This window comes from Bradyrhizobium sp. URHC0002, assembly GCF_054059515.1.
Map to the genome: position 1 here is coordinate 4669844 of NZ_JBSSCF010000001.1, position 23055 is coordinate 4692898.

The 23055-nt window shown below is 60.5% G+C and carries 23 protein-coding genes and 1 pseudogene; 16 read left to right on the forward strand and 8 right to left on the reverse strand.

Annotated features, from left to right (window positions below; all coding sequences use genetic code 11):
• Positions 1 to 45 precede the first annotated feature (45 nt).
• Entirely contained in the window at positions 46 to 708 is a 663-nt protein-coding gene (locus ACVWVY_RS22600; RefSeq protein WP_456628456.1) for a hypothetical protein, read from the reverse strand.
• Between the two features lie 287 nt (positions 709 to 995).
• On the opposite strand from ACVWVY_RS22600, the gene ACVWVY_RS22605 reads away from it, so the two are divergent.
• Positions 996 to 2567, forward strand: coding sequence for a S10 family peptidase (locus tag ACVWVY_RS22605; RefSeq protein ID WP_456628457.1), 1572 nt, complete (start codon positions 996 to 998; stop codon positions 2565 to 2567).
• Positions 2568 to 2725: 158 nt separating this feature from the next.
• Here the strand turns inward: ACVWVY_RS22605 and ACVWVY_RS22610 are convergent, their stop codons facing one another.
• Entirely contained in the window at positions 2726 to 3262 is a 537-nt protein-coding gene (locus ACVWVY_RS22610) for a tetratricopeptide repeat protein (RefSeq protein ID WP_456628458.1), read from the reverse strand.
• A 297-nt stretch (positions 3263 to 3559) separates the two neighbouring features.
• On the opposite strand from ACVWVY_RS22610, the gene ACVWVY_RS22615 reads away from it, so the two are divergent.
• From ACVWVY_RS22615 to ACVWVY_RS22635, 5 genes are all read left to right on the forward strand, one after another.
• Positions 3560 to 3868, forward strand: a complete 309-nt coding sequence (locus tag ACVWVY_RS22615; protein ID WP_456628459.1) for a His-rich protein BRANT — start codon at positions 3560 to 3562, stop codon at positions 3866 to 3868.
• A gap of 206 nt (positions 3869 to 4074) precedes the next feature.
• Positions 4075 to 4497 (forward strand): hypothetical protein, encoded by a 423-nt coding sequence (locus ACVWVY_RS22620; RefSeq protein ID WP_456628460.1) that lies wholly within the window; start codon positions 4075 to 4077, stop codon positions 4495 to 4497.
• Between the two features lie 197 nt (positions 4498 to 4694).
• Positions 4695 to 5744, forward strand: a complete 1050-nt coding sequence (locus ACVWVY_RS22625) for an alpha/beta fold hydrolase (protein ID WP_456628461.1) — start codon at positions 4695 to 4697, stop codon at positions 5742 to 5744.
• Positions 5745 to 6054: 310 nt separating this feature from the next.
• The gene (locus tag ACVWVY_RS22630) at positions 6055 to 6768 is read left to right on the forward strand and encodes an outer membrane protein (protein ID WP_456628462.1); all 714 of its coding nucleotides are present in this window, start codon (positions 6055 to 6057) and stop codon (positions 6766 to 6768) included.
• 193 nt (positions 6769 to 6961) lie between these two features.
• A complete protein-coding gene (locus ACVWVY_RS22635; protein ID WP_456632286.1) occupies positions 6962 to 7201 on the forward strand; it encodes a hypothetical protein in 240 nt (79 codons plus the stop codon).
• A gap of 102 nt (positions 7202 to 7303) precedes the next feature.
• Here ACVWVY_RS22635 and ACVWVY_RS22640 read toward each other — a convergent pair whose 3' ends face one another.
• Positions 7304 to 7558: a hypothetical protein gene (locus tag ACVWVY_RS22640; RefSeq protein WP_456628463.1), complete on the reverse strand. Its 255-nt coding sequence runs from the start codon at positions 7556 to 7558 to the stop codon at positions 7304 to 7306.
• 207 nt (positions 7559 to 7765) lie between these two features.
• On the opposite strand from ACVWVY_RS22640, the gene ACVWVY_RS22645 reads away from it, so the two are divergent.
• Positions 7766 to 7873: a glucose transporter gene (locus ACVWVY_RS22645; RefSeq protein WP_190241878.1), complete on the forward strand. Its 108-nt coding sequence runs from the start codon at positions 7766 to 7768 to the stop codon at positions 7871 to 7873.
• 55 nt (positions 7874 to 7928) lie between these two features.
• Here the strand turns inward: ACVWVY_RS22645 and ACVWVY_RS22650 are convergent, their stop codons facing one another.
• Both ACVWVY_RS22650 and ACVWVY_RS22655 read right to left on the reverse strand, forming a co-directional pair.
• Entirely contained in the window at positions 7929 to 8423 is a 495-nt protein-coding gene (locus tag ACVWVY_RS22650) for a hypothetical protein (protein ID WP_456628464.1), read from the reverse strand.
• A 188-nt stretch (positions 8424 to 8611) separates the two neighbouring features.
• Entirely contained in the window at positions 8612 to 8860 is a 249-nt protein-coding gene (locus ACVWVY_RS22655) for a hypothetical protein (RefSeq protein WP_456628465.1), read from the reverse strand.
• Between the two features lie 426 nt (positions 8861 to 9286).
• On the opposite strand from ACVWVY_RS22655, the gene ACVWVY_RS22660 reads away from it, so the two are divergent.
• Entirely contained in the window at positions 9287 to 10396 is a 1110-nt protein-coding gene (locus ACVWVY_RS22660) for an alpha/beta hydrolase family protein (RefSeq protein ID WP_456628466.1), read from the forward strand.
• Between the two features lie 15 nt (positions 10397 to 10411).
• Here the strand turns inward: ACVWVY_RS22660 and ACVWVY_RS22665 are convergent, their stop codons facing one another.
• Positions 10412 to 11113: a MarR family winged helix-turn-helix transcriptional regulator gene (locus ACVWVY_RS22665; protein WP_456628467.1), complete on the reverse strand. Its 702-nt coding sequence runs from the start codon at positions 11111 to 11113 to the stop codon at positions 10412 to 10414.
• A gap of 224 nt (positions 11114 to 11337) precedes the next feature.
• Here ACVWVY_RS22665 and ACVWVY_RS22670 point away from each other — a divergent pair, with 224 nt between their 5' ends.
• Positions 11338 to 12882 (forward strand): porin, encoded by a 1545-nt coding sequence (locus ACVWVY_RS22670; protein WP_456628468.1) that lies wholly within the window; start codon positions 11338 to 11340, stop codon positions 12880 to 12882.
• An 868-nt stretch (positions 12883 to 13750) separates the two neighbouring features.
• On the opposite strand, the gene ACVWVY_RS22675 is transcribed toward ACVWVY_RS22670, so the two are convergent.
• Positions 13751 to 14227 (reverse strand): helix-turn-helix domain-containing protein, encoded by a 477-nt coding sequence (locus tag ACVWVY_RS22675; protein WP_456628469.1) that lies wholly within the window; start codon positions 14225 to 14227, stop codon positions 13751 to 13753.
• A 164-nt stretch (positions 14228 to 14391) separates the two neighbouring features.
• Here ACVWVY_RS22675 and ACVWVY_RS22680 point away from each other — a divergent pair, with 164 nt between their 5' ends.
• Both ACVWVY_RS22680 and ACVWVY_RS22685 read left to right on the forward strand, forming a co-directional pair.
• Positions 14392 to 15174, forward strand: a complete 783-nt coding sequence (locus ACVWVY_RS22680) for a hypothetical protein (protein WP_456628470.1) — start codon at positions 14392 to 14394, stop codon at positions 15172 to 15174.
• Complete coding sequence (locus ACVWVY_RS22685; RefSeq protein ID WP_456628471.1) at positions 15174 to 15569, forward strand: nuclear transport factor 2 family protein; 396 nt, start codon at positions 15174 to 15176, stop codon at positions 15567 to 15569. Before ACVWVY_RS22680 ends, ACVWVY_RS22685 begins: the two co-directional genes overlap by 1 nt.
• Here ACVWVY_RS22685 and ACVWVY_RS22690 read toward each other — a convergent pair.
• On the reverse strand, positions 15534 to 16415 hold the full coding sequence (locus ACVWVY_RS22690) for a hypothetical protein (protein WP_456628472.1): 882 nt from the start codon (positions 16413 to 16415) through the stop codon (positions 15534 to 15536). The genes ACVWVY_RS22685 and ACVWVY_RS22690 overlap by 36 nt on opposite strands.
• 403 nt (positions 16416 to 16818) lie before the next feature.
• Between ACVWVY_RS22690 and aepX the strand changes: the two genes are divergently transcribed.
• The 5 genes and pseudogenes from aepX (at position 16819) to phnY (ending at position 22607) form a co-directional block, all read left to right on the forward strand.
• The gene (gene aepX, locus ACVWVY_RS22695) at positions 16819 to 17775 is read left to right on the forward strand and encodes a phosphoenolpyruvate mutase (protein ID WP_456628473.1); all 957 of its coding nucleotides are present in this window, start codon (positions 16819 to 16821) and stop codon (positions 17773 to 17775) included.
• Positions 17776 to 17830: 55 nt separating this feature from the next.
• Complete coding sequence (locus ACVWVY_RS22700; RefSeq protein ID WP_456628474.1) at positions 17831 to 18907, forward strand: methyltransferase; 1077 nt, start codon at positions 17831 to 17833, stop codon at positions 18905 to 18907.
• Positions 18908 to 19046: 139 nt separating this feature from the next.
• Entirely contained in the window at positions 19047 to 20213 is a 1167-nt protein-coding gene (gene aepY, locus ACVWVY_RS22705; protein ID WP_456628475.1) for a phosphonopyruvate decarboxylase, read from the forward strand.
• A pseudogene (locus ACVWVY_RS22710) lies at positions 20210 to 21067 on the forward strand (DMT family transporter); the annotation flags it as partial. The gene aepY and the pseudogene ACVWVY_RS22710, both read left to right, overlap by 4 nt.
• A gap of 103 nt (positions 21068 to 21170) precedes the next feature.
• The gene (gene phnY, locus ACVWVY_RS22715; protein WP_456628476.1) at positions 21171 to 22607 is read left to right on the forward strand and encodes a phosphonoacetaldehyde dehydrogenase; all 1437 of its coding nucleotides are present in this window, start codon (positions 21171 to 21173) and stop codon (positions 22605 to 22607) included.
• Positions 22608 to 23055 lie beyond the last annotated feature (448 nt).

Below are 23055 nucleotides of genomic sequence, written 5' to 3' on the forward strand. Positions count from 1 at the left end.
GTTCGCGTGCTGCGCCTGATTCTCAAGCGGGATGGCCCGTCACGCCTATTCCATCCGCAGCAACCGGCCGACGATCGGCGTCGCGCCGGGCTTGGCCTGCGCATCCACCCGGAACACGATCTGCGACGACTTGAACGCAGCGGCGTAGAGGCCGCCGGGAACCAGCGCTACATTCTCGCTGGCGAAATCGAGAAAGCGTCCCTTGAGCTGGGTGCCGCCCAGATTGATCTCCTGACGCTCGCCCGGCACGTCGAGGCGCCGGATGACGAGCTTGCCACGGCCTTTCGCCTCCACCAGCGGCGATGCGCCGTAAAGGATGAGCTGCGGCTGCGGCAAGGAAGCGGCTTCGACGCTGCGCAGCACGGTGGCGGCGACACCGCTGGTTTCGCGCGTCGTCGCATTCGCCTGGTTGGGATCGCAATTCGTCTTCTCGGCCTTGACCTCAGCGAGATGAACCGCGCTCTCCTCGGTGCCAACGATGATGGTGCCGGCACCGCTGATCGTCTCGCGCCGGCATGACTTCAGGTAGCTGAGAATGACGGAGCCGCCGTCGCCGATCTTGATGACCGCTTTGGGCGTCACATAGTCCATGAATTCCGCGCCGGTGACCTTGCCCTGAACGTCCTCGACCACTGCGACCGGCGAATCTGCGGCTGCGGGAGAAGCCAGCGCCAGCAGGCCGAGACAGAGAGCAATCGTAGGTTTCATCTTTAGGACCCCATTGAAAAGCGCCGGTTCGTTAGTCGCGCCAGAGCCAAAATGGTTTCATGGATGGATCAAAAATACCCGGCCGGCAGGCCAGCAGAACCGACCGTTAGCACCTAACGGTCGGCGGGGACAACCGCCGGGCGTAGCGGCTGTTTTCTCACGGGATGCTGTCGGGATTGTGATTTTCGGCAAGATTTCTCCTTGTTGTGTACCACCGCCTCATTGTCGCACTCTCGGGCAGAAGCCGAGAGGCTACTGGATTGCGGGGCGCGCAGGGAGCAAACGGCATGGCTTTTCGTTTCACGGCGGCGCTTCTCGTGCGTCTTGCCGCCACGCTTCTGATCGTGGGCTGCGTCAGCGGTGCGCGCGCCGAGGACACGAGCCCACCGGCGTCAGAGCAACCCGTGGCGACACCGTCGCCGTCTCCCTCCGGCCAGAAAGGCGGTGCGGGGCGTGGCGGCGCCGCAGCTCAACCGCCCGCGGCCGAAGCGCATCGCCTGCCGCCGGATTCCACCACCAGGCAGACGCTGGCGCTGCCGGGCCGGACGCTCAACTTCACCGCCACCGCAGGCTCGATCCGGCTGTTCGACGACAAGGGCGAGCCGCAGGCCGATATCGCCTATAACTCCTACCAGCTCGACGGCGCCGATAGCGCAAGCCGGCCGGTGACGTTTCTGTTCAACGGCGGCCCGGGCGCGTCCTCGGCCTGGTTGCAGTTCGGCGACGCCGGCCCCTGGCGCGTGTCCATCACAGGTGAGGGCGCCGTGTCGTCCGCGACGCCTGATCTCTTGCCGAACGCCGAGACCTGGCTCGACTTTACTGATCTCGTCTTCATCGATCCCGTCGGCACCGGCTACAGCCGTTTCGTTGCGTCCGGCGAGGATGTGCGCAAGCGGTTCTACTCCGTCGACGGCGACGTCAGCGCTGTCGCGCTCGTGATCCGGCGCTGGCTGGAAAAATACGACCGACTGCTGTCGCCGAAATTCGTCGCCGGCGAGAGCTATGGCGGCATCCGCGGTCCGAAGATCGTGCGCAATCTGCAGACCCAGCAGGGCGTCGGCGTGCGCGGGGTGATCATGGTTTCACCCCTGTTCGATTATCGCGACTTTTCCGGCTCGAGCCTGTTGCAATACATGTACACGCTGCCGAGCATGGCGGCGGTGGCGCGCGAAGCCAAGGGGCCGGTGACGCGCGCCGATCTCGCCGACGTCGAACGCTATGCGCAAGGCGAGTATCTCACCGACCTCGTCAAGGGACAGGCCGACAAAGAGGCGACGACCCGCCTTGCCGACAAGGTAGCCGCGCTGACCGGCATCGATCAGGCGGTGAGCCGCAGGTTGGCCGGGCGTTTCGAGGTCGGCGAATTCCGCCGGGAGTTCGACCGCCGCAATGGCCGCGTGACGGGACGCTACGACGCCTCGGTCTCCGGCTTCGATCCCTATCCGGATTCGAGCTACTGGATTTTCGGCGATCCCTCCGGTGATTCCCTGACGGCGCCGTTGACGAGCGCGGCCGTCGACCTCACGACGCGCAAACTCAATTGGCGCCCCGATGGCTCGTATCACCTGCTCAACGAGGCCGTGAACAAAGCCTGGGATTTCGGCCGTGGGCCGGCCGAGTCGGTTTCACAGCTTCGCCAGATTCTGGCGCTCGACCCGAAAATGAAACTGCTGGTTGGCCACGGGCTGTTCGATCTCGCCACGCCCTATTTCGGCTCGAAGGTGATTCTCGACCAGTTGCCGGCCTATGCGCGATCGGACCGGGTGAAACTCGTCGTCTATCCCGGCGGCCACATGTTCTATTCGCGCGAGGGCGCGCGCCAGGCGTTCCGCGCGGAGGTAGAGAAGTTGATGAAGTGAGAAAAGGTCAAAACAAAACCGGCGCAGTCCTTTGAACTGCGCCGGCTGCTATGGGGCCGTCATTGCGAGGAGCGAAGCGACGAAGCAATCCATATCGCGGCAGAACGGACAGATGGATTGCTTCGCTTCGCTCGCAATGACGCGGAAACGTCAGTGCCTCAGTAAACCAACCCGGTGCCCGGCGGCTTTTCCAGCGCGGCGGCGAGCGAGCGATATTCCTCGCTTGTCGTGCCAGTGAGTTGCGCGATCCGGTTCAGGTGATACTGCGCCTGTTCGCGGTTGCCCTGTTCGACCTGCCACAGGCCGTAATACTGCCAGGTCTTGACGTGGCTCGGATCGGCCTTGAGCGCGCGCTCGTACCAGATTTGCGAGACCTTGTAGTCACCGAGCTTGCGATAGGAGTAGCCGATCAGGTTGGCGACGGCGGCCGAGTCGTCACGGCCGAGCGCCTTGAGCTGCGTGATCGCCGAGGTGTAGTCGTGGCGGTCGTAGATCGCGGCATAGGCGGCGCGATAGCCGTCGGCGAATGCGGTCTGTTCAATGCCCGGGCGGGCTTCGCTGGATTTCTTTTTCTTCTTGTCCGGCGGCGGCGGATCGTTGTCGGGCGCTGCGTAGACGACGCTAACGACGGGGGCTGCCGCGAGCGTCAGCGACAACATTGCAAGAGTCAAAAGCCTGATCCCAAGTTTATTCATACATCTCTCCTGATGGCCGGTTCGGCAATCCTACACCGAAGCCCGCTGATTTGAACCCCCGGCGCCTAAGAACATTCCCGCGCCGTCATCTCGATTCCGCCAATTTTCATCGGCGGCCGGTCGTCACCGGACATGACGAAGATGTCAATCAGATGAACGAACACTCATTCAGATGAACGGAGTCCGCGAGTTTGCTTCAGGAGGGGTTCAGCGCGGGGCCACTAACGTCGCCTGCATGATCGCGAGCCCGGCCATTCGACCGGAGATGCCCGCCGATCCATGGAAGAGGAGACAACCATGCTCAAGACAATTTCCGCAGCGCTCGTTGCCGTTTCCGTTCTCGCCGCACCGGCGCTTGCAGGCGCTCCCGGCAAGACCGCGCAGGCTCCAGCGAACAAGACCGTCCAAGCTCCGGTGAACAAGACCACGCCGGCACCCGTCATCAAGGCCGAGGGAAAATCGAAGGCGCTGAACGCCAATGCAAGGATGGGCGGCCATCACAAGCATTATCGGCATCATCGCCACCACAAGCACATCGGCTTGCACAAGACGCATGCGAAGCACATCGCGGTCAAGCACGTGACGCCGGCCGCAAAACGCAGCTGAACCTGATTCGCCGGCGCGCGTTTCGCCCCCATTGCCCGGCGCGCCTGCGATGACAGACCAGCCCACGCGCCATTTGCTTTGCAAATGGCCGTGGGCTGGCGCGCGCTCAACTTTTCGAGAGCGAAAGTGAGTTGATAACCGACTTGCGAATTCCATTCCGCCGCCGGGCGGTTTAAGAGACGGCGCAGGGCACGGGAAGAGTTCGCTTGAGACGTTCGGCCAAAATCGCGGCGGTAGTGTTGCTGCCGATCTTGCTATCGGCCTGTGCTGCCAGCGATGACAGCAAGCCGATCACCTTTACCGACGATCGCGGCGTCTCCAGCCAGCCATTTCCGAAGAATTACCGCGCCGAAGTGCTGGCGTTTCTGAGGACCTATCTCAACAATCCCGTTGGCGTGCGCGACGCCGTCATGGCCGAGCCGGTCGAGCGCGTCGTCGGCGGACGGCTGCGCTATCTCGCCTGCCTCCGGTTCAGCGCACGCGAGCCCGACGGCGGCTACCGCGAGCCGCGTGAACGCGCCATCCTGTTCGTCGACGGCCGTCTCGACCGCATCATCGAAAACGCCGTCGAGCCCTGTGTGGGGGTGGCGTATGGGCCGTTCGCGGAGCTGGAGAAGATGACGCGCTAGGTTCACGCGAGTTGAAAGCGCACAGAGCTTGTAGTGGCCCAGCATGGCTTGGGCGATCGGATCTGCCTTATCGAATTTCATCCAGGCCTTCACACAAGAGTGTGATGCCGCGCCGGCCCGAAGGGTTTGACATAAGGTCGTGCGTTATTTAGATCGCACACGATCTAATCGTATCAGATCGTAGCCGGAGTGAGACCATGTCCCAGCCCACCACCCCAGACCGCCGCCGTTTCCTTGGCGCCGCCGCCGTGGCGCTTGCGGCGGCACCCTTCGCCATGAGCGGTTCTCTCTTTGCACAGTCCGGCGACGCCAAACCCGGCGCGGGCGCGGTCAGGCCGGGCGCCCACACTTCGTTTGCGGCGCTGAAACAGATCGAGGCCGGCGTCCTCGATGTCGGTTATGCCGAAGCCGGGCCCGCCGATGGTCCCGTCGTCATCCTCCTGCACGGCTGGCCCTACGACATCTATGCCTTCGTCGATGTCGTCCCGGTGCTGGCGCAGGCAGGCTTCCGGGTGATCGCGCCTTGGCTGCGCGGCTACGGCACGACGCGCTTCCTCGCTGGCGACACGCCGCGCAATGGCCAGCAGGCTGCGCTCGCCACCGACGTCATCGCCCTGATGGATGCGCTGAAGATCGACAAAGCGGTGGTCGCGGGCTTCGACTGGGGCGCCCGGACCGCCGATATCGCCGCGGCGATCTGGCCGGAGCGCGTGAAGGCGCTGGTCTCGGTCAGCGGCTACCTGATCGGCAGCCAGGAGGCCAACAAGAAGCCGTTGCCACCATCGGCCGAGCTGCAATGGTGGTACCAGTATTACTTCGCGACCGAACGCGGCCGGCTGGGTTACGAAAAATACCGGCGTGAGTTCTCAAAGCTGATCTGGCAGCTCGCCTCGCCGAAGTGGAATTTCGATGACGCCACGTTTGAACGCAGCGCGGCGTCCTTCGACAACCCGGATCATGTCGCCATCGCGATCCACAACTATCGCTGGCGGCTCGGTCTCGCCCCGGGCGAGGCGAAATACGACGAGCTGGAAAAGCGGCTGGCCGAATTCCCCGCCATTGCCGTGCCCACCATCACGCTCGAGGGCGACGCCAACGGCGCGCCGCATCCGGACCCCAAAGTCTACGCCGGGAAGTTTTCCGGCAAATATGCCCACCGCCTGGTCACCGGGGGCATTGGACATAACCTGCCGCAAGAGGCGCCGCAGGCCTTTGCCGACGCCGTCATCGAAGTGGCTCGCGCCTGAAGCGGGTTTGGCCCCGCCGGCGGCCTGCCGGCGGGCCGCATTGCGGTGTCCCCGGGACGGAACCGTGAACGAATTTGGATCACTTTTCGGCGAGGGTTGAACCTTGCTTTAGTCATCCCGGACATCAACTAAGCGGGAGACCACCTCCTTAACGGAGGAAAAAACCTTATGTGCGAGGGAACTAAAGCACTTTGTTGCTGTGTCGTCACAGTGGCGCGCCATCAGGCCGCGGGCACTTGCCGCAGAGCAACCTAAATGAAGTCACGTTGTTTGGATTGGTATCTGCAACGTTCGTAACGGGGATAGTCAAATGAAGAAGTTCGTGCTCGGCGCTGCCGCGCTGGCCGCCATGGCGGCCCCAGCCTTTGCGGCCGACATGCAACCGCGGCCCTACACCAAGGCGCCAGCCTACACCGCGCCCCAGGTCGTCTATAACTGGACCGGATTCTATGTCGGCGGCCATGTCGGCGGCGCCTTTGCGGGCAACAATTCCCTGCAGGGCAGCGATGCCCGCTTCCTTGGCGGCGTCCAGGGCGGCTTCGACTATCAGTTCGCGCCGAACTGGGTCATGGGCGCCGAAGCCCAGTTTAGCTGGCTGCCCAGCTCCAATAATAATGGCGTGCTGTTTCCGGGTGGCACCCTCGTGACCTCCAATACCGACCAGCTCGGGTCGGTGACCGGCCGGCTCGGCTACACCTGGGGTCCGGCGCTGCTCTACGCCAAGGGTGGTTATGCCTGGCGCGACGGCAACAATCTCGGCGTGTCGGTGGCCGGCGTGCCGGTGGGCTTCACCACCAACGGCAGTCACAAGGACGGCTACACCGTCGGCGGCGGCCTCGAATACATGTTCGCCCCGAACTGGTCGGCCAAGGCCGAGTACCAGTATTACAATTTCGGCAACACCACCTTCGCGACAGGCCCCGCCGATGTCGCCGGCCGCAGTTTCCGCAACGACGAACACACCGCCAAGGTCGGCGTGAACTACCGGTTTGGTTGGGGTGGGCCTGCTGCCTCCAGATATTGATACGGCGCGTCGTATCGACACCAAAAAGGCCGGCGTCACGCCGGCCTTTTTTTGTTCGGATGCTGGAGCAGCCTACGCCTCGCGTGCTTGCTGCGTGCATTTTGAGTGCGTCAAAAAATATTTCGCGCTGCACGCAACTTTTCGTCATGATGCGCTATTATTGATTTCAGCCGGCTGGGTTGGACATCAAAAAATGCGTGCTTTTGCGTTAGGGCTGATCTTTTCCGCAGCGGCGTTTCCGTGCCTTGCTCAAACTGTCCTGAAATCCGAACCGCTTATGCTTGCTCCCTATGAAGTCGCCTTCGTGCAGGATCCCGCGTGCGGGACAGGCAAGGTGCTCAAGGTAACGGGCGCGATCAGGGGACTGCAGCGGCGCAAGGCCTGTGTCACTCTGACTGCGGAGCAGGCATCGCTGGCCACGGCGACGCCGTAAAACCGATTTACCACCCTCGGAATGTCGTCTCCGGTAAACGGGACCCATATGCCGAGGGCCGTCGGTTGTCGGCCCGGCCGTCTTGCCCTTGGGACTTCGCCCTTATGACGCCAACTGCAATTCCGTCTGGTCTTCGCGCTCGGCGTCGGCCTTGTTTCGGGCGGGGTCTTCGTGCGGCTCGAGCTGGCACGGCTTGATTTCGTAGTCATGATCCAGCACGGGATGCGGGGCCTGTTGGTCGTCCTCGGAGACGACATCGACCACGAGGCCGCTCTTCTGGGCGATTTTCCAGACATCGGCCGCGGTGGGATAGGCCTTGCTAAGCTTGGCATCGTTTGAGAACAGCGCGTAGGGCATGGTCGGCTCCAGCAAAAACAGTCAACGCGGAAGCGGGGCCCGGGTTTCAGGCTTGGCTGCCATGACGTCATTCCACCGGCTGTTTCGGGAGCAAATTGGCTCGTTTCGGCCCATTTTTGTGGAGACTCTGAGTCTTTAACGAGTCGTAAATCCCGGGAAAAATAATCCCCGAGACTCGACCGCCAGAATCGCCGGATGTTTCCGGTCATGAGAACGAGCCTCCAGACCTCCTGTGAGCGTGTTCAACTCACGCTGACCGTCTGCCTGCTGGTCGCCTGCGCGGCCAACGTGGCGCTGGTCTATGCCTGGCTCTGAATTTGGCGCTGAAGGTCGTGCCGATGCCGGGGGAGTGCCGTTTTGCGTGCTGGGTCTACTTCCCGGGCCGCGTCGGCGGCTCGCCTTCCCGGAGAGCAGCGTGGACCTTCGCCATGGTCGCGCTGCAATAGGCCTCGCGCTCGCGGTTGAACCGCTCCTGATGGGCGCGGAAATTGGCGACCCGCGCCCTGATCTCGGACTGGAAATCCTCCCGCAGGTCAGGACGCGGAGGAGGAGCCGGCCTCGATATCTCCCGGGGCGTCTCTTCTCTTGATACGTTTCTTGATAGCTCGTTTCTTGATGGCTCGCTTGGCGCCGGGGCAGCGGGCCGCGTCTCCGCCAGCAGAGACTCAATAGCGGGAAGGGGAGTGGCCGCGCGGATGGTTTCGGATCGGATGGCTTCGGATGTCTCGACGGAGAGCAGGGCAACCGGCGTCGTGACCGTCTTCTCAGCGACCGTCTTCTCGGCCTCCGGCGTCTTGCCGGTCACCGATTGAACGAACGCCATCGTCTGCGCGATCAGGAGATCGCGTTCCCTCATCCATTTCATGAAACACCTCGGCCCAAGTCACTCCATCAAACGGCTTTTGTGGAATCAAGCGGATGGGGAGACAGCAGGGGATAACTGCCACGCTTTTGCGCGCGAGGTGACAAAACGGTGACAGTTCGTGACCGGCAACGTGCACATGACACGTCGTGCGACGACCGAGTCCGGCGCGCGCTCCGAGCGAAGCCGATCTAGCGCTCGCGCGGGTTGGTGTTGGGCACGAACGGCGCGCCGACCACGCGAACCGGCGGCTGGTCGCCGACGGAGATGATTCGCTTGTCAGCGGGCGCCGGTTGCGCGGAAGCGATTGTTCGATCGGCGAGCGGCGCCACTTTACTATCGGTTGGCCCGACCAGCGTGGCACCACCCGCGACCGCTACGGCGAACAACGTGACGACAGCAAGCAGCACCACGTTGCAGTTTTCTTCGCGAATTCTCATGCGAGGAAAACCCGCAAGAGGAGGTGTAGTTCCTGCCGGGAGAGAGGCGCGGCGGCGGGGTTGGCCGGTTGAACAGGACACGCGAGGCCACCGCTGAATAGCGAACCCTCGGACCGGTGCGGCAGATCAATTTGATAGTTTTATATCGAAAAATAAACCTACGGATAATTGCCGCCTAAATGGCCAAGTTGCACGAATAGGCCGGGGTGCGGCCACGAGTACAGGCTGACGAGCTTTTTTTCGCCCAATCGCGGATGAAATGTCATGCCATTTCAAAGTTGGCACATGCCGGCCTCCTCGTTGATAGGACCCCACCTATGATTGCAATTATAGCATCTCTCAACCTTGGTTGGTCCAGGTCTTGCATGGAGTTACCTATAACTATAACTAATTTACTCAATTAAGTGGGACCGGATCGTATCCGATATGAAAGTTCGTTTTGGCCCAGGGGGCTGGGTCCAATGGCCTGATAATGAAGAGTTCTCGATCGAATTCATGAGGCTGCTCGGCGCAGCGCAGGAAGGCGGTTCGATGATCTCCGAATGCTTTCTTGCCGCAAGCCGGATAGACCCAAAGGATGGCGGCGCTTCCTGGTATCGCGAATGGATGAGAATGGCCGACCTCAGCAATGAGCGCGCCAATGCTGCCTTCACGAGCGGTCATATGCTGACCGCACAAAGTAACTGGCTTCGCGCCATCAACTACTATCAAGCCTCAGCGTTCGGTTGCGACGTCCCCGACAAGGATCGGGAGCATGCGCTGCGAAACATGCGAGGCTGCGCCCGCCGCTACATCGCGCATTTGACCCCCGCCGGCGAGGTCGTCGAGATTCCCTGGCTGGAAGGCCATGCGTTGGAGGGCTATTTTTTGCCGGCCCCCGCCGCTTCTCATCGAACGCCCGTCGTCGTGTGCATGGGCGACCCCGGACATCGGAAAGAAGAATATCTCTTCAAGGTGGCGCGTTACGCGCGCGCGCGGGGAATGTCGTTGCTGGCCGTGGATCTCTTCGGTTCCGGCGCCGGCGCCAAATTCGATGAGGTGATCGGCCGTCCCGATCTTGAATTGTCGGTAGGCTGCGTGATGGATTACCTGACGACGCGGGACGATATTGACGAACGTCGGATAGCCGTTCTCGGCGACGGCGCGGGGTCGTCCTTTGTGGCGCGTGGCGTCGCTCTCGACAATCGCTTCGCTGCTGTGGTTTGCGACGGCGGAATCTGGGATATGCACGAGCGCGCCTTCTTGATGAATCGTCTCTCGCCGGATGGCATCGGAAGCGGGGGGTTTGAACGAAGCTGGCTCGGTCGGAGATTCCACTGCCCGGTCCTGATCACGGTGGGCGGAGAGGCCTGGCTGGAAAGCGATGTTGTCACCGATCTGTTCGAACGGCTTAAGTCGCATCATCCCGATATTTCACTGAAGATTTTCGAAAGCTCGGAAACGGCTGCTGCGCAGGGGCATTGCGACAACCCCACGCTGGCCAACGAGTTCATCTTTGACTGGGTTGCCGATCGCCTCGAATCGATTTCGGCCTGACACCACCGCAAAAAGTCAGATCCCCATCGCGATCTTCTGGCTGGCCTTCTCGAGGCGGGCCTTCAATGCCGCAAGCTTATTGGTGAACTCGCTGAGCTCGCGATCACTGAATTCGGCAAAGATGAAGCTGTTGAGCTCCTCCTGCTGAGAAGCCAAGCCCGCGATGTGCTTGTAAGTCTTGTCCGTCAAGGACATCTGCACGACCCGGGCGTCTTCCGCTGACGTCTTTCGGCGCATGAAGCCCTTCTTCTCGAGCATCTTCGACTGGGTCGTGACGAAGGAGGGGTCAACGTGGAGCATCTTCGAGACCACCTTCACGGGAACGCCTTCACCCTGATCCAGATCGGCCAGAGCCATCAGGATCATCCATTGCGGGCCGCTGACGCCGAGCGCTTTTGCCCAGAAATAACGAATCTCCTGGAGATGCACGTTGATGGCGGCGATCTCCCAGGCGAATTGCCGGGCGATGTCGTGATTCTTCCCGCCGAACCCATTCGACACGCCGCGTTTGGCGCGGCTCGGCGAGTCCGATCCCCTGCGGGGGTCCTGTGCCATGGCTTTGTCTGGCCCCGAGTCTACACGAAGCAAGCTTAGCTGATTTAATAACAAAATCATCCAATTGCGCACCGGAAAGGTGGTTCCACGAACACAATCTTGCGTGTTCAGCGGTGTTGCCGCGGCGACACAGTCGCTTGGGATAGAGATAGCTGAGTTCATAAAGTATTTTGATTAGCTAAGTTGCACATGCATAGTTCTGAAGACGATCTGGGGGGTCCTTGGTCGTTCCGTTTTGGTGGTTCGCTTAAGTCCCTCGCGTTGATGCGGGTGTGTCCGAAGACGCGAAACGACTGAGCGGTTTCACAAGGACGAGGGCGGACCTTTTCTGGGGGAACAGTTTTAGGTCCGCCCCTCGTCTTGGCAGCGCAACTTGGAGGTTTAACATGAATATGATCAAGAGCCTTGTTCTCGGCTCAGCGGCGGGTCTCGTCGCCCTGAGCGGAGCCCAGGCTGCCGATCTTCCCGTCAAGGCCAAAGCGGTCGAATACGTGAAGATCTGCTCTCTGTACGGCGCGGGTTTCTACTATATCCCGGGCACCGACACCTGCATCAAGCTGGCTGGTTATCTGCGCGCTGACATTACCTTCAATGGTAACAACTACGGCGGACCGGCCTGGAGCGGCGATCTCGGCCAGGGCAATCGCTACCGCGATTACTTCAGCACCCGTTCCCGTATGCAGCTGAACGTTGATACCCGCACGGCAACCGAATACGGCGTCGTCCGTACCTTCGGCTTGGCGAACTTCAACTTCCAGAACCAAGGCACTAACAACCCGACCGCCCTTTCGACCTTCCCGACCTCGAGCGCGGCCGGTCTGTTCGGGCCGGGCGGCGGCTACGTCAGCGTTGACCTGCTGTTCATCCAGTTCGCTGGCTTCACCTTCGGTAAGTCGGCCTCGGCCTACGCGACGCCTTGGTTCGGTTATCCGGGCAACAACAGCTCGTTCTTGATGGGCGGCGCTGACTACGTCACGGGTGTGAACAACATCCAGTACACCGCGCAGTTCGGCAACGGCGTGTCGGCCACCATCGGTCTCGATGATCCGACTGTGTACAGCCGTACCGCTGTGCTCAACCTCGGCGTTGCTTCGGGTGCGCTCGCGGCTGGTACGAACGCCCTCGGCGGCACGCATGCTCCCGACATCGTCGGTAACATCCGCGTCGACCAGGCTTGGGGTCTGTTCCAGATTTCAGGTATGGCGCATCTCGTGAACGCTTCCTACAACATCCTCGGCGCCGGCGGCGTTCCGACTGCTCTGTCGGAAATCTCCGGTCACCCCGAAGACAAGTGGGGCGGCGCGGTGATGGCTGCGTTGCAGATCAAGAACCTCCCGACCGGTCCAGGCGACGACTTCAAGATCGACGTCTCCTACTCCAAGGGCGTCACCAAGCAGGTGATCTCCACGAGCGGTCCTTCGCCGAGCTTCGCCATGTTCGGCGGTACGGATCGTCCGGGTGCTTACCAGAGCGTCGGCTTCGGTCAGACTGCTGATGCGGTCTACGTGCCGGGCGGCGAGCTCAAGCTGGTGGATTCATGGGGTGTCCGTGGTGCGTTCAACCACAACTGGGATCCCTACTGGTCGTCCAGCCTGTTCGGCAGCTACGCTCAGGTGCGCTACAACGGTAACGCTCTGGACGTCACCTCGGCCAAGGGCCAGTTCTGCGCCAACTACACTGCCGGCAAGGCCGTGTCCGCAGACTATACCTGTAACCCGGACTACAACGTTGCCCAGGTTGGTCTGACCACCCGCTGGACTCCCGTCAAGAACCTGACGTTCTCGGCTGAAGTCGGTGCGTTCTTCCTCGACCAGAAGTTCACGGGCGCTGTCAACAACCTGGCGGCTGCGGCTCCCAAGCCGACCACCGTGTACGAGTTCAAGGACCAGAGCACCGTTTACCTGAACCTCCAGGCTCGGCGTAACTTCTGATCCCGAACGACTTGAAACACTAAGGAGAACCCCCGGCAGGCAGCTGCCGGGGGTTTTTCTTTGTCGCGCGCGTCCTCCGGAATCGATCGCGCGAGAGGTTGCAGGAGAACGGGATTTCAGCTCGCCAAGCCAAGTCACGAGCTCCAAAAACCAAGAATGTTATTTACTCATATAATTTTATATGTTAATTTTTCTCATGTTGACGTCGGACTTATCGGCGGCACGCATAGTCTCGCAGGAGACGCAACACTACCTTATGATAAACCTCCGAAACCTCCGGCAATGCCCTGCCGGGGGTTTTTCGTTTTCGGAACAATTGTTTTCTGTGGGATGGGGCTTGGCGCACGACGCGCGGCGCTGTGAGACCAATGCGCATGTTTGCGCGATTACATCCTCAACAAGCCCTGTAGCGTTGAGAACAGCAAGAAGGGCTCCCAGTTACGTTGTCGCAAAAGGATTGGCTGTTAGAGTTCAGGAGCTATTTGGCAAACCTCGGGGGATTTCATGAAGACGGCTTCGGCTATTATTTTCTTGGCTCTATTTTCTGTTCCGGCACACGCACAGTACCGCTGCCATGGCGACCCGGTCTGCCAGGCCAAGCGCGACGGAGTTTCTGTTGGAAGGGCGCACAGTGGTGCCGCGTGCCAGCGGGTTGCTGGGTTCACCCAGGCACAATGGGAGGCCGGTCAAACGACGAGGGCGCAACGGCGGACTTGGGAAAAGTGCATGGGAAGGTGAGTGATAGCGCGCCTCCGGCTGCAGCGCCTTCCGTTGCCCGTGTTCGATGACCTCGCTCAACTTTCACGCCGGCGAGACGCAATGAAACCTGGTTTTCCCTGCCGCGCAGAAGTCCTTGATACGCGAGCTGCTATTCAGGGTCGGTTGTCTTCAGGAGTTGCGCGACTTCCATCAATTTTCGGCGCAGGCGCTCATCAGTAATGCCGAAGTAGAGTTCGAGGAGCTGACGCGACTCTCGCTTCGTAACGAGTTCACTCCAATCCTGCGCTTCGGAGGTTTGCTTCGATTCGACGGACGGTCGTTTCTTGACTTCCAACTCGTCGAAGAACCACGTGATCGGGACCGCGAGTTGGACGGCAATGCTGTAGAGCCTTGACGCGCTGATCCTGGTTTCTCCGGCCTCATATTTTTGGATGAGCTGAGACGTCAGGCCAAGACGCCTTGCTATTTCGTCCTGACTCAACCCAAGCAGGTTGCGCCTCAGGCGTAGCCGCTTCCCCACATGTTCGTCGACATGGGTCGGCTTCTTCGACGAGACCCTCATTTTGCCGCCGCGCCTGCTCGGCGCGCGGGATTTCGATTTCTTCTCGGAAGTTTCAGAAGGCATCTCGCACCGCGGTTGAATTCTTTCCTGGCACAATCAACTGGACTGGTGAAGACGGCATATCAACTCCTGGGCGGCACTATCAACTAGAATTATGTCATGCGGACTACAAATGCACGGATTATTAGGCCTCAACCACACGATGTGAGAATGGCAGGACGAAATCCATGCAAGAGCTTCTTCCGATATCGGGGCGCCTACCCACCCATCTCAAGATCAAACACGGACCGGTGGGCCTGCTCGGGCGGTTCTTCCTCTGGGCCGACACCGCCGCACGGGATCGCGGAGTAACGCTGTCTTTTGGCAGCCTGCAGGATCTCGCTGAGGCCAACAGGGGCAACTCCGATAGTTGGCGCCCGCTTGTGCCGGTTTTTGACGAGGCTTTGGGCGGCGTTACGCCGGAGACAGCCTTTGTCCTGATCGGGCGGAACAAGCATGGGGAGGTCGTCACAACCCAAGCGGCGCGCATCTATGATTGGCCGGGAACGTCTCTCAAGGACGAAGCAGCTTCGCTGCGAATGTTCTTTGCCGATCCCGATACAGCATTCGCGCGTGGAGATCACTGCAAGATCACCACGCCGATTGCCGAGAAAATCAGCGGGCGCGTCGTCTTTTCCGGTGCCGTCTGGTATCGGCGTGATTTCAGAGGCAAGGACCTAGCAACCATCCAGTCGCGCATTTCGCGGGCATATGCCTTCACACGTTGGAATAGCGATTTCACGATCGGCATGATGGCCAATGCCGTCATCGCCGGCGGCCTGGCAGAGCGTGCCGGATACACGAAGATCGAGCATAGCTGCATTGAACTTGTGGCGTCGCCGCTTGGTGAGATGCGTTGCGGGCTGGGCTGGATGCAGTCTGACGAACTCCTTGCCGATCTCGCAGCAATCATGGACCGGGCGAGTGTCCCCGTCATTGGAGCGCGCATTGCCGAGGAGGCAAATCCCTGATGTCGCAAGGTGAGGCGGGCATGAATATCCAAACCTTTCGTCCCGGGGATCCAGAGGGGCTTGTCAAAGCGCTGTTCGGCTGTATTGACGGCCGCGACTGGACGGGGCTTTCCGAATTTCTCCACGCAGAAGCGATCTACGAACGGCCGGGTTATCAGCCGTTCGTCGGAAAGCCGGCTATCCTGGACTTCTATCTGACGAAACGGATTATTTCTCTCGGCCAGCACTGCGTCGAGAGGGTGCTGAGCGACGGCGCAAACATTGCGTGCTGGGGCAGCTTTTCCGGCGTTGCCAAGAATGGGCGCAATCTCAGCACGCGTTTTGCGGATGTCTACCGCATCAGGGAAGGGCGGATTGATCTACGCCGGACATTCTTCGACAGCCCGGCGATCTAGGGCGGATTGCTGCTTCCAGAAGTCAACGACCGTTGCGCCGAGAAGGCATGTTCCCCCGTTCCCATTGCAGGTGAACGGCAAGATGAGACGCTGATAATGGCAGTGAATGCTGTCGTTCCTGTCTGGCCGTCTGATCGTGGCGTTCACCTCGTCCAGGCGCGGCACCAGCGTCTCCTGGACGCGGCGGTAAATGCCTTGCACCCACTGGCCGTAATTGTAATCCGGTTGTTCTTCCATAGGCAGGCCTCGCGCATTCTTCCGCCAGGTCTCGCCAAAAATCTCAAAGCCAGGTCCGACATCGGTAATGGTCAGGCGGCCACCCACGGGCTCGACGAGGATAAAGCGCCCACGAAGCGAATCGGGCAACACGTCGGCCAGCTTCGCTGAATCGTAAACCTGCTTGGAATCAATCCAATGCGCGAAAAGTGATGCAAGTGCCTTGTCCGCGCTGGCAAGCATTTCGAGCGGCAGCTCTCTGCCCGTGAACGCGCGAGAAGATTTCTGATGGCTCGTAGTAGTCTGCTCGGCAAAGTAGGCGATTGTCTGCGCGAGGCTCGGGACCAGCTTCTCGACGAATTGGCCCGGGTGGGAAATGATGGTGCGCTCGATCCCCATATCGGCGAGGCAGTATAGCGCTGCGGCGATACTCGTCTGGGACGCCGTCTCGGGCCGAAATCGGATGCGCGCCGCATTGGGAGAGATTTTCGTGACGGCCACAAATCCCAGATTTTCGACGAGGTAAGTCAGAAAATCGAAGTCAGGAAGTGAGCAGTGCAGGAAGCTTCGTAAGGCCGCCGATCGCGCATCCCATGCGCGGCCGTGGTCGTCGAGAATGATAGTTTGCATGCGACCCTCACCCGTCAACCCGGAGCAAAGTCGTCCATCGAGCGCTTATTGTTTGGCGAAGTTGCGTCATCTTAGCCACACTCGCTGCGCTAGACATCAAAATTCGATGGATGATTGGCTTCACGCTTTGGTGACAGCTTTCTTCCCGCGATCCGTTTTGCCGTCGTCATTGTCACAAATCTGGATGCGCGAAATCAGCGAGCGAATCGCTTTTCGGTTGCAATGACTTGTTGAAAGCGACGCTGACATCCGGCTGCGTCCGTTTCAACACGCGTTTCATGGCTGGCAACTAGAATTAGTTTTTTTGCATGACAACTAGAATTAGATATTGACGCCGTGTGCAGGCGTGTGACAACCTTCAGTGGTCAACAACGTGCAGATGGGAATGCTCAAGGAGTTCGGCATGCAACCGCAAAAACAATCCGTCGCCGCGAATGGCCATCACCACGACGTCATATCGCGAGCGGGGAACAAGCTTCGTAATGAAATCTGCTGCAATCACGAGCTCTCCTTCCTGATGGAAGCTCACGACGGTCTGTCGGGTGCCATCGCCGAACGTGCAGGTTTCAAGGGACTCTGGGCGTCCGGCCTGTCAATTTCGTGCTCGCTTGGCTGCCGCGACGCCAACGAAGCCTCCTGGACCCAGCTCGTTGATGTCGTCGAGCGCATGGTCGACTCGACCGACCTCCCTGTGCTCGTCGACGGCGACAGCGGCTTTGGCAATTTCAACAATGCGCGCCTTCTCGCCCGCAAGCTGCTGCAGCGTGGCGCTGCCGGCGTCGCGCTGGAGGACAAGGGCTTTCCCAAGATGAATTCGTTCGTCGGCGACCGGCATCCGCTTGCCGATACTGACGAGTTCTCGGGCCGGCTGCGGGCTGTGAAGGATGCGATAGGCGACGACCTGGTCCTCGTCGCACGGATCGAGGCGCTAATCGCTGGCCACGGAATGGACGAGGCGCTTGCGCGCGCCCATGCCTACGCCGACGCCGGAGCTGACGCCATCCTCATTCATTCGCGCAAGAGCGTGGCGGACGAGATCCTTGGTTTCGCCGGCGCCTGGCAGAACCGGCTTCCCGTTGTGATCGTTCCCACCAAATACTATCGGACGCCCGTCTCCGCCTATCGCGAAGCCGGCATCTCGACGGTGATCTGGGCCAACCACTCGATGCGAGCGGCAATCGCCGGGATGAGAGACATTTGCGGCCGCATTGTCGCCGAGGAAAGCATCGCTGGCATCGAAGGCGAAGTCGCCACGCTCGACGAGGTCTTTGGTCTGCTGCGTTACGGCGAACTCGCTGCCGCCGAGGAGCGATACTTGCCGCAGCACAACGGAAACGGAAACGGTCACGCGAAAGCGTGATTCTCCGATCCTTCATACCACAGCGTAGAAACCCTTCGAGCGCGGAGAACGTGCCATGCTTCATTCGACATTAGCGGCCTCAATACCAAACCAGCTGCCTGAACCTGACATCGCCCAGGTGATCCGGTGGCGCGATAGTTCCTATTCGGCCGACCTCTATATCGCCGCGGTTTCGTGGCTCGATCTCTTCACCTATCTCGACCAGACCCCGGCGACCGAAGCGGAGCTGCGCGGGCATTTCAAGATCAAGGAACGGCCGACGCGAACCATGATCAGGCTGTTTGAGTCCTGGGGACTGCTCGACAACGTCGACGGCAAGCTTCTCGCTTCGGCATCGGCGCGGCGCTACTTGAGCCGCAACTCGAGCGAGAACATTTCCTCCTACATCGCCGTCATGAAGTACAAATCGTCTGTCCGGGAGATTTACGACGTATTACGCCTGGACACGCCTGATACGTGGCATGTCGAGCGTGGTGACGCGACCAACTTTGACGAGCTGATGCAAACCGACGATTTCGCCGATCTGAATACGCGCGGAATGGAGGAGCGTGGACGGATTTTTGCTCCCGATCTCGTGCGCCTGCTCGATTGTACGCACGACACGGCCGTCCTGGATGTGGCAGGTGGATCCGGGGTCTACTCCGCGCACCTGCTCAATCGGTATCCCAATCTGTCGGCGATGATACTTGAGCGTCCCCCGGTCGACCAGCTCGCCACGCGATGTCTGGCCGACCGCAAGCTGACGGCGCCGAGAGCGCGCGTGATCGCCGGAGATATGTTTGTCGATCCGTTTCCGCAGACCGCTTCGCTCCATCTCTATTCGCATGTCCTCCACAATTGGGGACCGGAGAAAGTGCGGCTGTTGCTGGACAAGTCGTACCGGAGCCTGCTGCCTGGCGGCCGGGTAGCCGTCTTCAGCTGTCACCCGGACGACCGGGGCGGGCGTCCTGCGCCGGTCGAGGAGGCGGAATATTCGGTGCTGCTGACCACCAGCTATGAGGGCTGCTGCTACAGTTTCGAGGACATGCGTTCCCTCATGGAAGGCGCCGGCTTTCAGCACGTCGACTATCGCAAGTCGATTTGCAACCGAAGTCTGATCACGGCGCGAAAGATCGCCGGCAGCTCCAACTGAACCAGAGCTCTATCCGGACGAGATCCGAAAGCGCTTTGCTTGATCCTGCTGTCGTCGATGCCGACGGCCGCAAACGCTGCGCGCTGTCCGGCGCGGAGAAAAATAATTCGCCATAATCGCCTATGGGAAGGAATCTAAAATGACTTTCTCGACAACGACACTCCTGGGTCTTCTGAAGCAGCAGAAGTATGACTTTTTTTCCGGGGTACCTTGCTCAAACTTCGCTGATCTGTTCCAGCAGGTAGCCTTGGACAAGGATATTACGTCAGTCCCGGCGTCGAGCGAAGGCAGCGCCTTGGCATTTGCCGTCGGTGCGGCACTGGCGGGACAACGAAGCGTCGTTGCCCTGCAGAATTCCGGACTGGGAAACATCATCAATCCGCTGACATCGCTGGTCCAGATCAACTGCATTCCGACGCTGCTTCTGATCTCCGTGCGGGGACATACCGACGAGCCCGAGGACGAGCCGCAGCATCGCATCATGGGTGCCAATACCCACGCAATGCTCGATCAATTGGCAATCCCATGGAGCGAGTTCGACGGGACGCCGCAGGGGTTCATGGCGACGCTCCTGAAGGCCGAAGAAGCATTCGCGCGATCGGTCTCGTTTGCGGTTCTGGTCCGGAAAGGTCAACTGTCGGCGGGCCTCGGCGTCGTTGGCAACGGCGAGCAACAAGTGAGCGATTATCCGCTCAGCGTCGGATGCGCTCTGGAAATCGTCAGCGAAGCGCTGCAACCCTCCGATCTCGTTGTCTCAACAACCGGGTTCATTTCCCGGGAGTTGTTTCGCTTGAGCGATCGTCCGGAGAATTTCTACATGCAGGGATCGTTAGGCCATTGCAGCGCGGTGGCTGCGGGGGTCGCTCTCGCGCATCCATCGCGTCGCGTGGTCGCGCTGGATGGCGATGGCGCCGTGTTGATGCATATGGGAGTCTTGTCCACGATCGGACACGCATCCCCGCGAAATTTCCTGCACATTGTGCTCGACAATGAAGGCTACGTTTCAACCGGCAAGCAGGAATCCACCTCGGTGACTTCCTCGCTGGAAGCGGTCGCTGCGGCCTGCGGGTACCGCGCGGTCAGCCGGTGCGTAACCAGGACCGAATTGGACGACGCTGTTGCGCGAAGCTTGTCGACCGAAGGGCCGCACTTTCTGTTGTGCAAGGTCAATCAATCACATTCGCAGGCGCTACCCCGGGTTACGTCCCGTCACACCCCGGAGGAGAACAAGCTGGCGTTCCAGATCGCGCTGGACCAGCCGCCGGCTCTCTATCTGCAAAGCGTGCCGGCAGGAGTGGCGCGGTGAAACATCGGGCGGTCAACAGGCTGACCAGCTTCCGCTGCCTCTCATTCGTCGTCATTATTTGGGGCACGAACTGGCTTGCGATCAAGAATGTCTTGCAGTCGTCACCGCCGCTGTTTTTGACCGGCATCTGTTTGCTCGGCGGGGCCATCGCGATCGGTGCTTTCCGCCTGTGCCTCGGATATCCACGCCAGCGCGGTGGTGAAGGGAAGGGCAGGTTTGTCGCGATGGCTCTCCTTCAAACGGTAGGAGGCCTCGGGCTGGGTCTGGTCGGCTTGCAGTATCTCGATGTCGGCACCAGCGCCCTGATCTTCTACACGATGCCCTTGTGGCTCGTCACGATCGAATGGACGATCGATCGCCAAATGCAATCGCTTCTCGATGTGATCGCACTGACCTGCGGCATGCTTGGTCTCGGGATGCTGGCGTCGGGTACGATTCCCGTGGCGACATCTCATGGCATCCTGGGCCTCGCGTTGCTTTCGATGGCGGCGTTCAGCTGGGCCCTGAGAACATGGATCCATAAACGCACCCCCGGCGACATCGACGTGTGGAACCGTACCGTCTTTCAACTGGCGACCTCAGGGGGAGTTGTCATCGTTGCGTCGCTGCTGCTGGAACGTCGGCTTGACTGGACAGAATTGCCGATACTTGCATGGCCTATCGCATTCAACCTGATCGTGGCGACCGGACTGGCATTCGTCGCCTGGCACCGCGCGCTCAGGCGCATTTCCTCGCAGATCGCATCTCAGAGCCTCGTGCTCGTCCCTGTCGTCGCGCTGATTGCCGCTGCCGTTCTGCAACGGGAGACTTCTGCGGCGTGCGTCGCGGTCGCCTGTGTCCTTATGAGCGTCGGCGTCACCATCGCAATTTGGCGGTCAAACGCGCCGATCCCTGTGAGGACGGTCTCACGCGCCCTGAAACCTGCGATTGGCAGGGAACATCACATGGAGCCCGGCGATGCTGGATTCGACACGTCTCTATCACCCGATGAAGATCGCAGGAGAGGACGTCCGTGCGGACTCGACGATCGACGTGCGGAACCCTTTTACCGGTCAGGTAATAGCTGCGGTGCCACAGGCGCGTCCCGAGCACATCAGGCGCGCCTTCGCGATCGCCCGGCTATTTCGTCCCCAGCTCACAAGGCGTGAGCGGGCGCGGATCCTCCTGGCCGCGGCGGAGGCGATCGAAGCAAACCGGGAACGGCTTGCGCATCTCATCACCTCGGAAAGCGGCCTGTGCTTGAAAGACTCGCTACATGAAACCGCGCGGGCCAGGGATGTCTGGTCATTCGCAGCGCAGGCGGTGCTCCAGGACGATGGAGCGATTTACGCGGGCGATATCGGAGGGAGTGCGCAGAGCAGACGCATATTCGCGACCAGGACGCCGCTTCTTGGCGTCATCTCGGCGATTACCCCCTTCAACCATCCTTTGAATCTCGTCAGCCACAAGCTCGCCCCGGCGATCGCGACCAACAACAGGGTCGTGCTAAAGCCGGCGGAGACAACCCCCTTGACCGCGCTTGCCCTTGCCGAGCTGCTTTATGAGGCGGGGCTACCGCCGGAAATGTTGTCGGTGGTCACTGGCGAACCGCGTTCGCTGGGAGACGCGATGATCAATGATCCGGATATCGACCTGGTGACGTTCACCGGATCGGTGAGCGCCGGAAAGAGAATTGCCGAACGGGTGGGATACCGAAGGCTGGTGCTAGAGCTCGGCGGCAATGATCCTCTGATCGTCATGGGTGACGCCGATCTCGACCGCGCAGCCCGATTGGCGGTGCAGGGGGCGACCAAAAATTCCGGGCAACGCTGTACCGCCGTCAAGCGGGTTTTGGTCGTCGAGGGCATAGCCGACCGCTTTGCCGAAGCGACCCTCTCTTTGATGAAGCGCCTCAGGGCAGGAGATCCGATGGACCCCAACACGGATGTGGGGACGGTCATCAACGCGAAGGCGGCGTCGACAATTGCCGGACGCGTCGAAGCCGCAATCCAGGACGGCGCCCGCCTGCTGCTCGGCAATACGCCCCAGGGCGCTCTTTACCCGCCGACACTGCTGGACGATGTCCCGCCCGGTTGCGAACTGGTTCGCGAAGAGACCTTTGGTCCCGTCCTTCCGATCATTCGCTGCCCGGACTACGTCGAACACATCATCGCCATCGCAAATTCAACGGCCTTCGGTCTTTCGGCGGGGTTGTGCACCAACAGGCTCGACACCATCACCCGCTTTGTCGATGCGCTCGACGTCGGCTGCGTCAACGTGTGGGAAGTTCCGGGATACCGGACGGAGCTGACGCCGTTCGGCGGCATCAAGGATTCCGGCCTCGGCCACAAGGAGGGCGTGCTGGAGGCCATGAAGAGCTTTACGAATATCAAAACCTACTCGCTGCCGTGGTGACCTGGAAGCCTAGTACAATCGCTGCATCTCCTGAAGCAGGAGGTGACGCCGCGGTGAAGTACTTCGACGCTCGCTCGATGAAGGCGGCGTGACTGCTCTTCCTTCTTCCCTTGTGGTGGCGAGCGCTGATACGCGGCGTCGTCGTAGTCTTGGACATGTACCCACAAATGAGAGTAGGGGATCAGGCGCGGTGGATGTCCGCTATGCCATCAACAGCGCGCCGCTCGCGTGATATGCAACGAGCGCCTGATGCGGGGGCCTTGCTCTAGCTGGCTAGACCGTTCTCGAGTGAGTGGATCCTGCTCATGTCAAGAAACGCGCCAAATGAGGGCGGCATCCACTCCAGTGGAACGAGCTCAAGAACGCCTCAGCATCAAACGTGTTGTGCTCCGCGTCACTGCACGGGCGTTGTTAACAGCGGCCCGACAAATCATGTTCGACGTCTCAT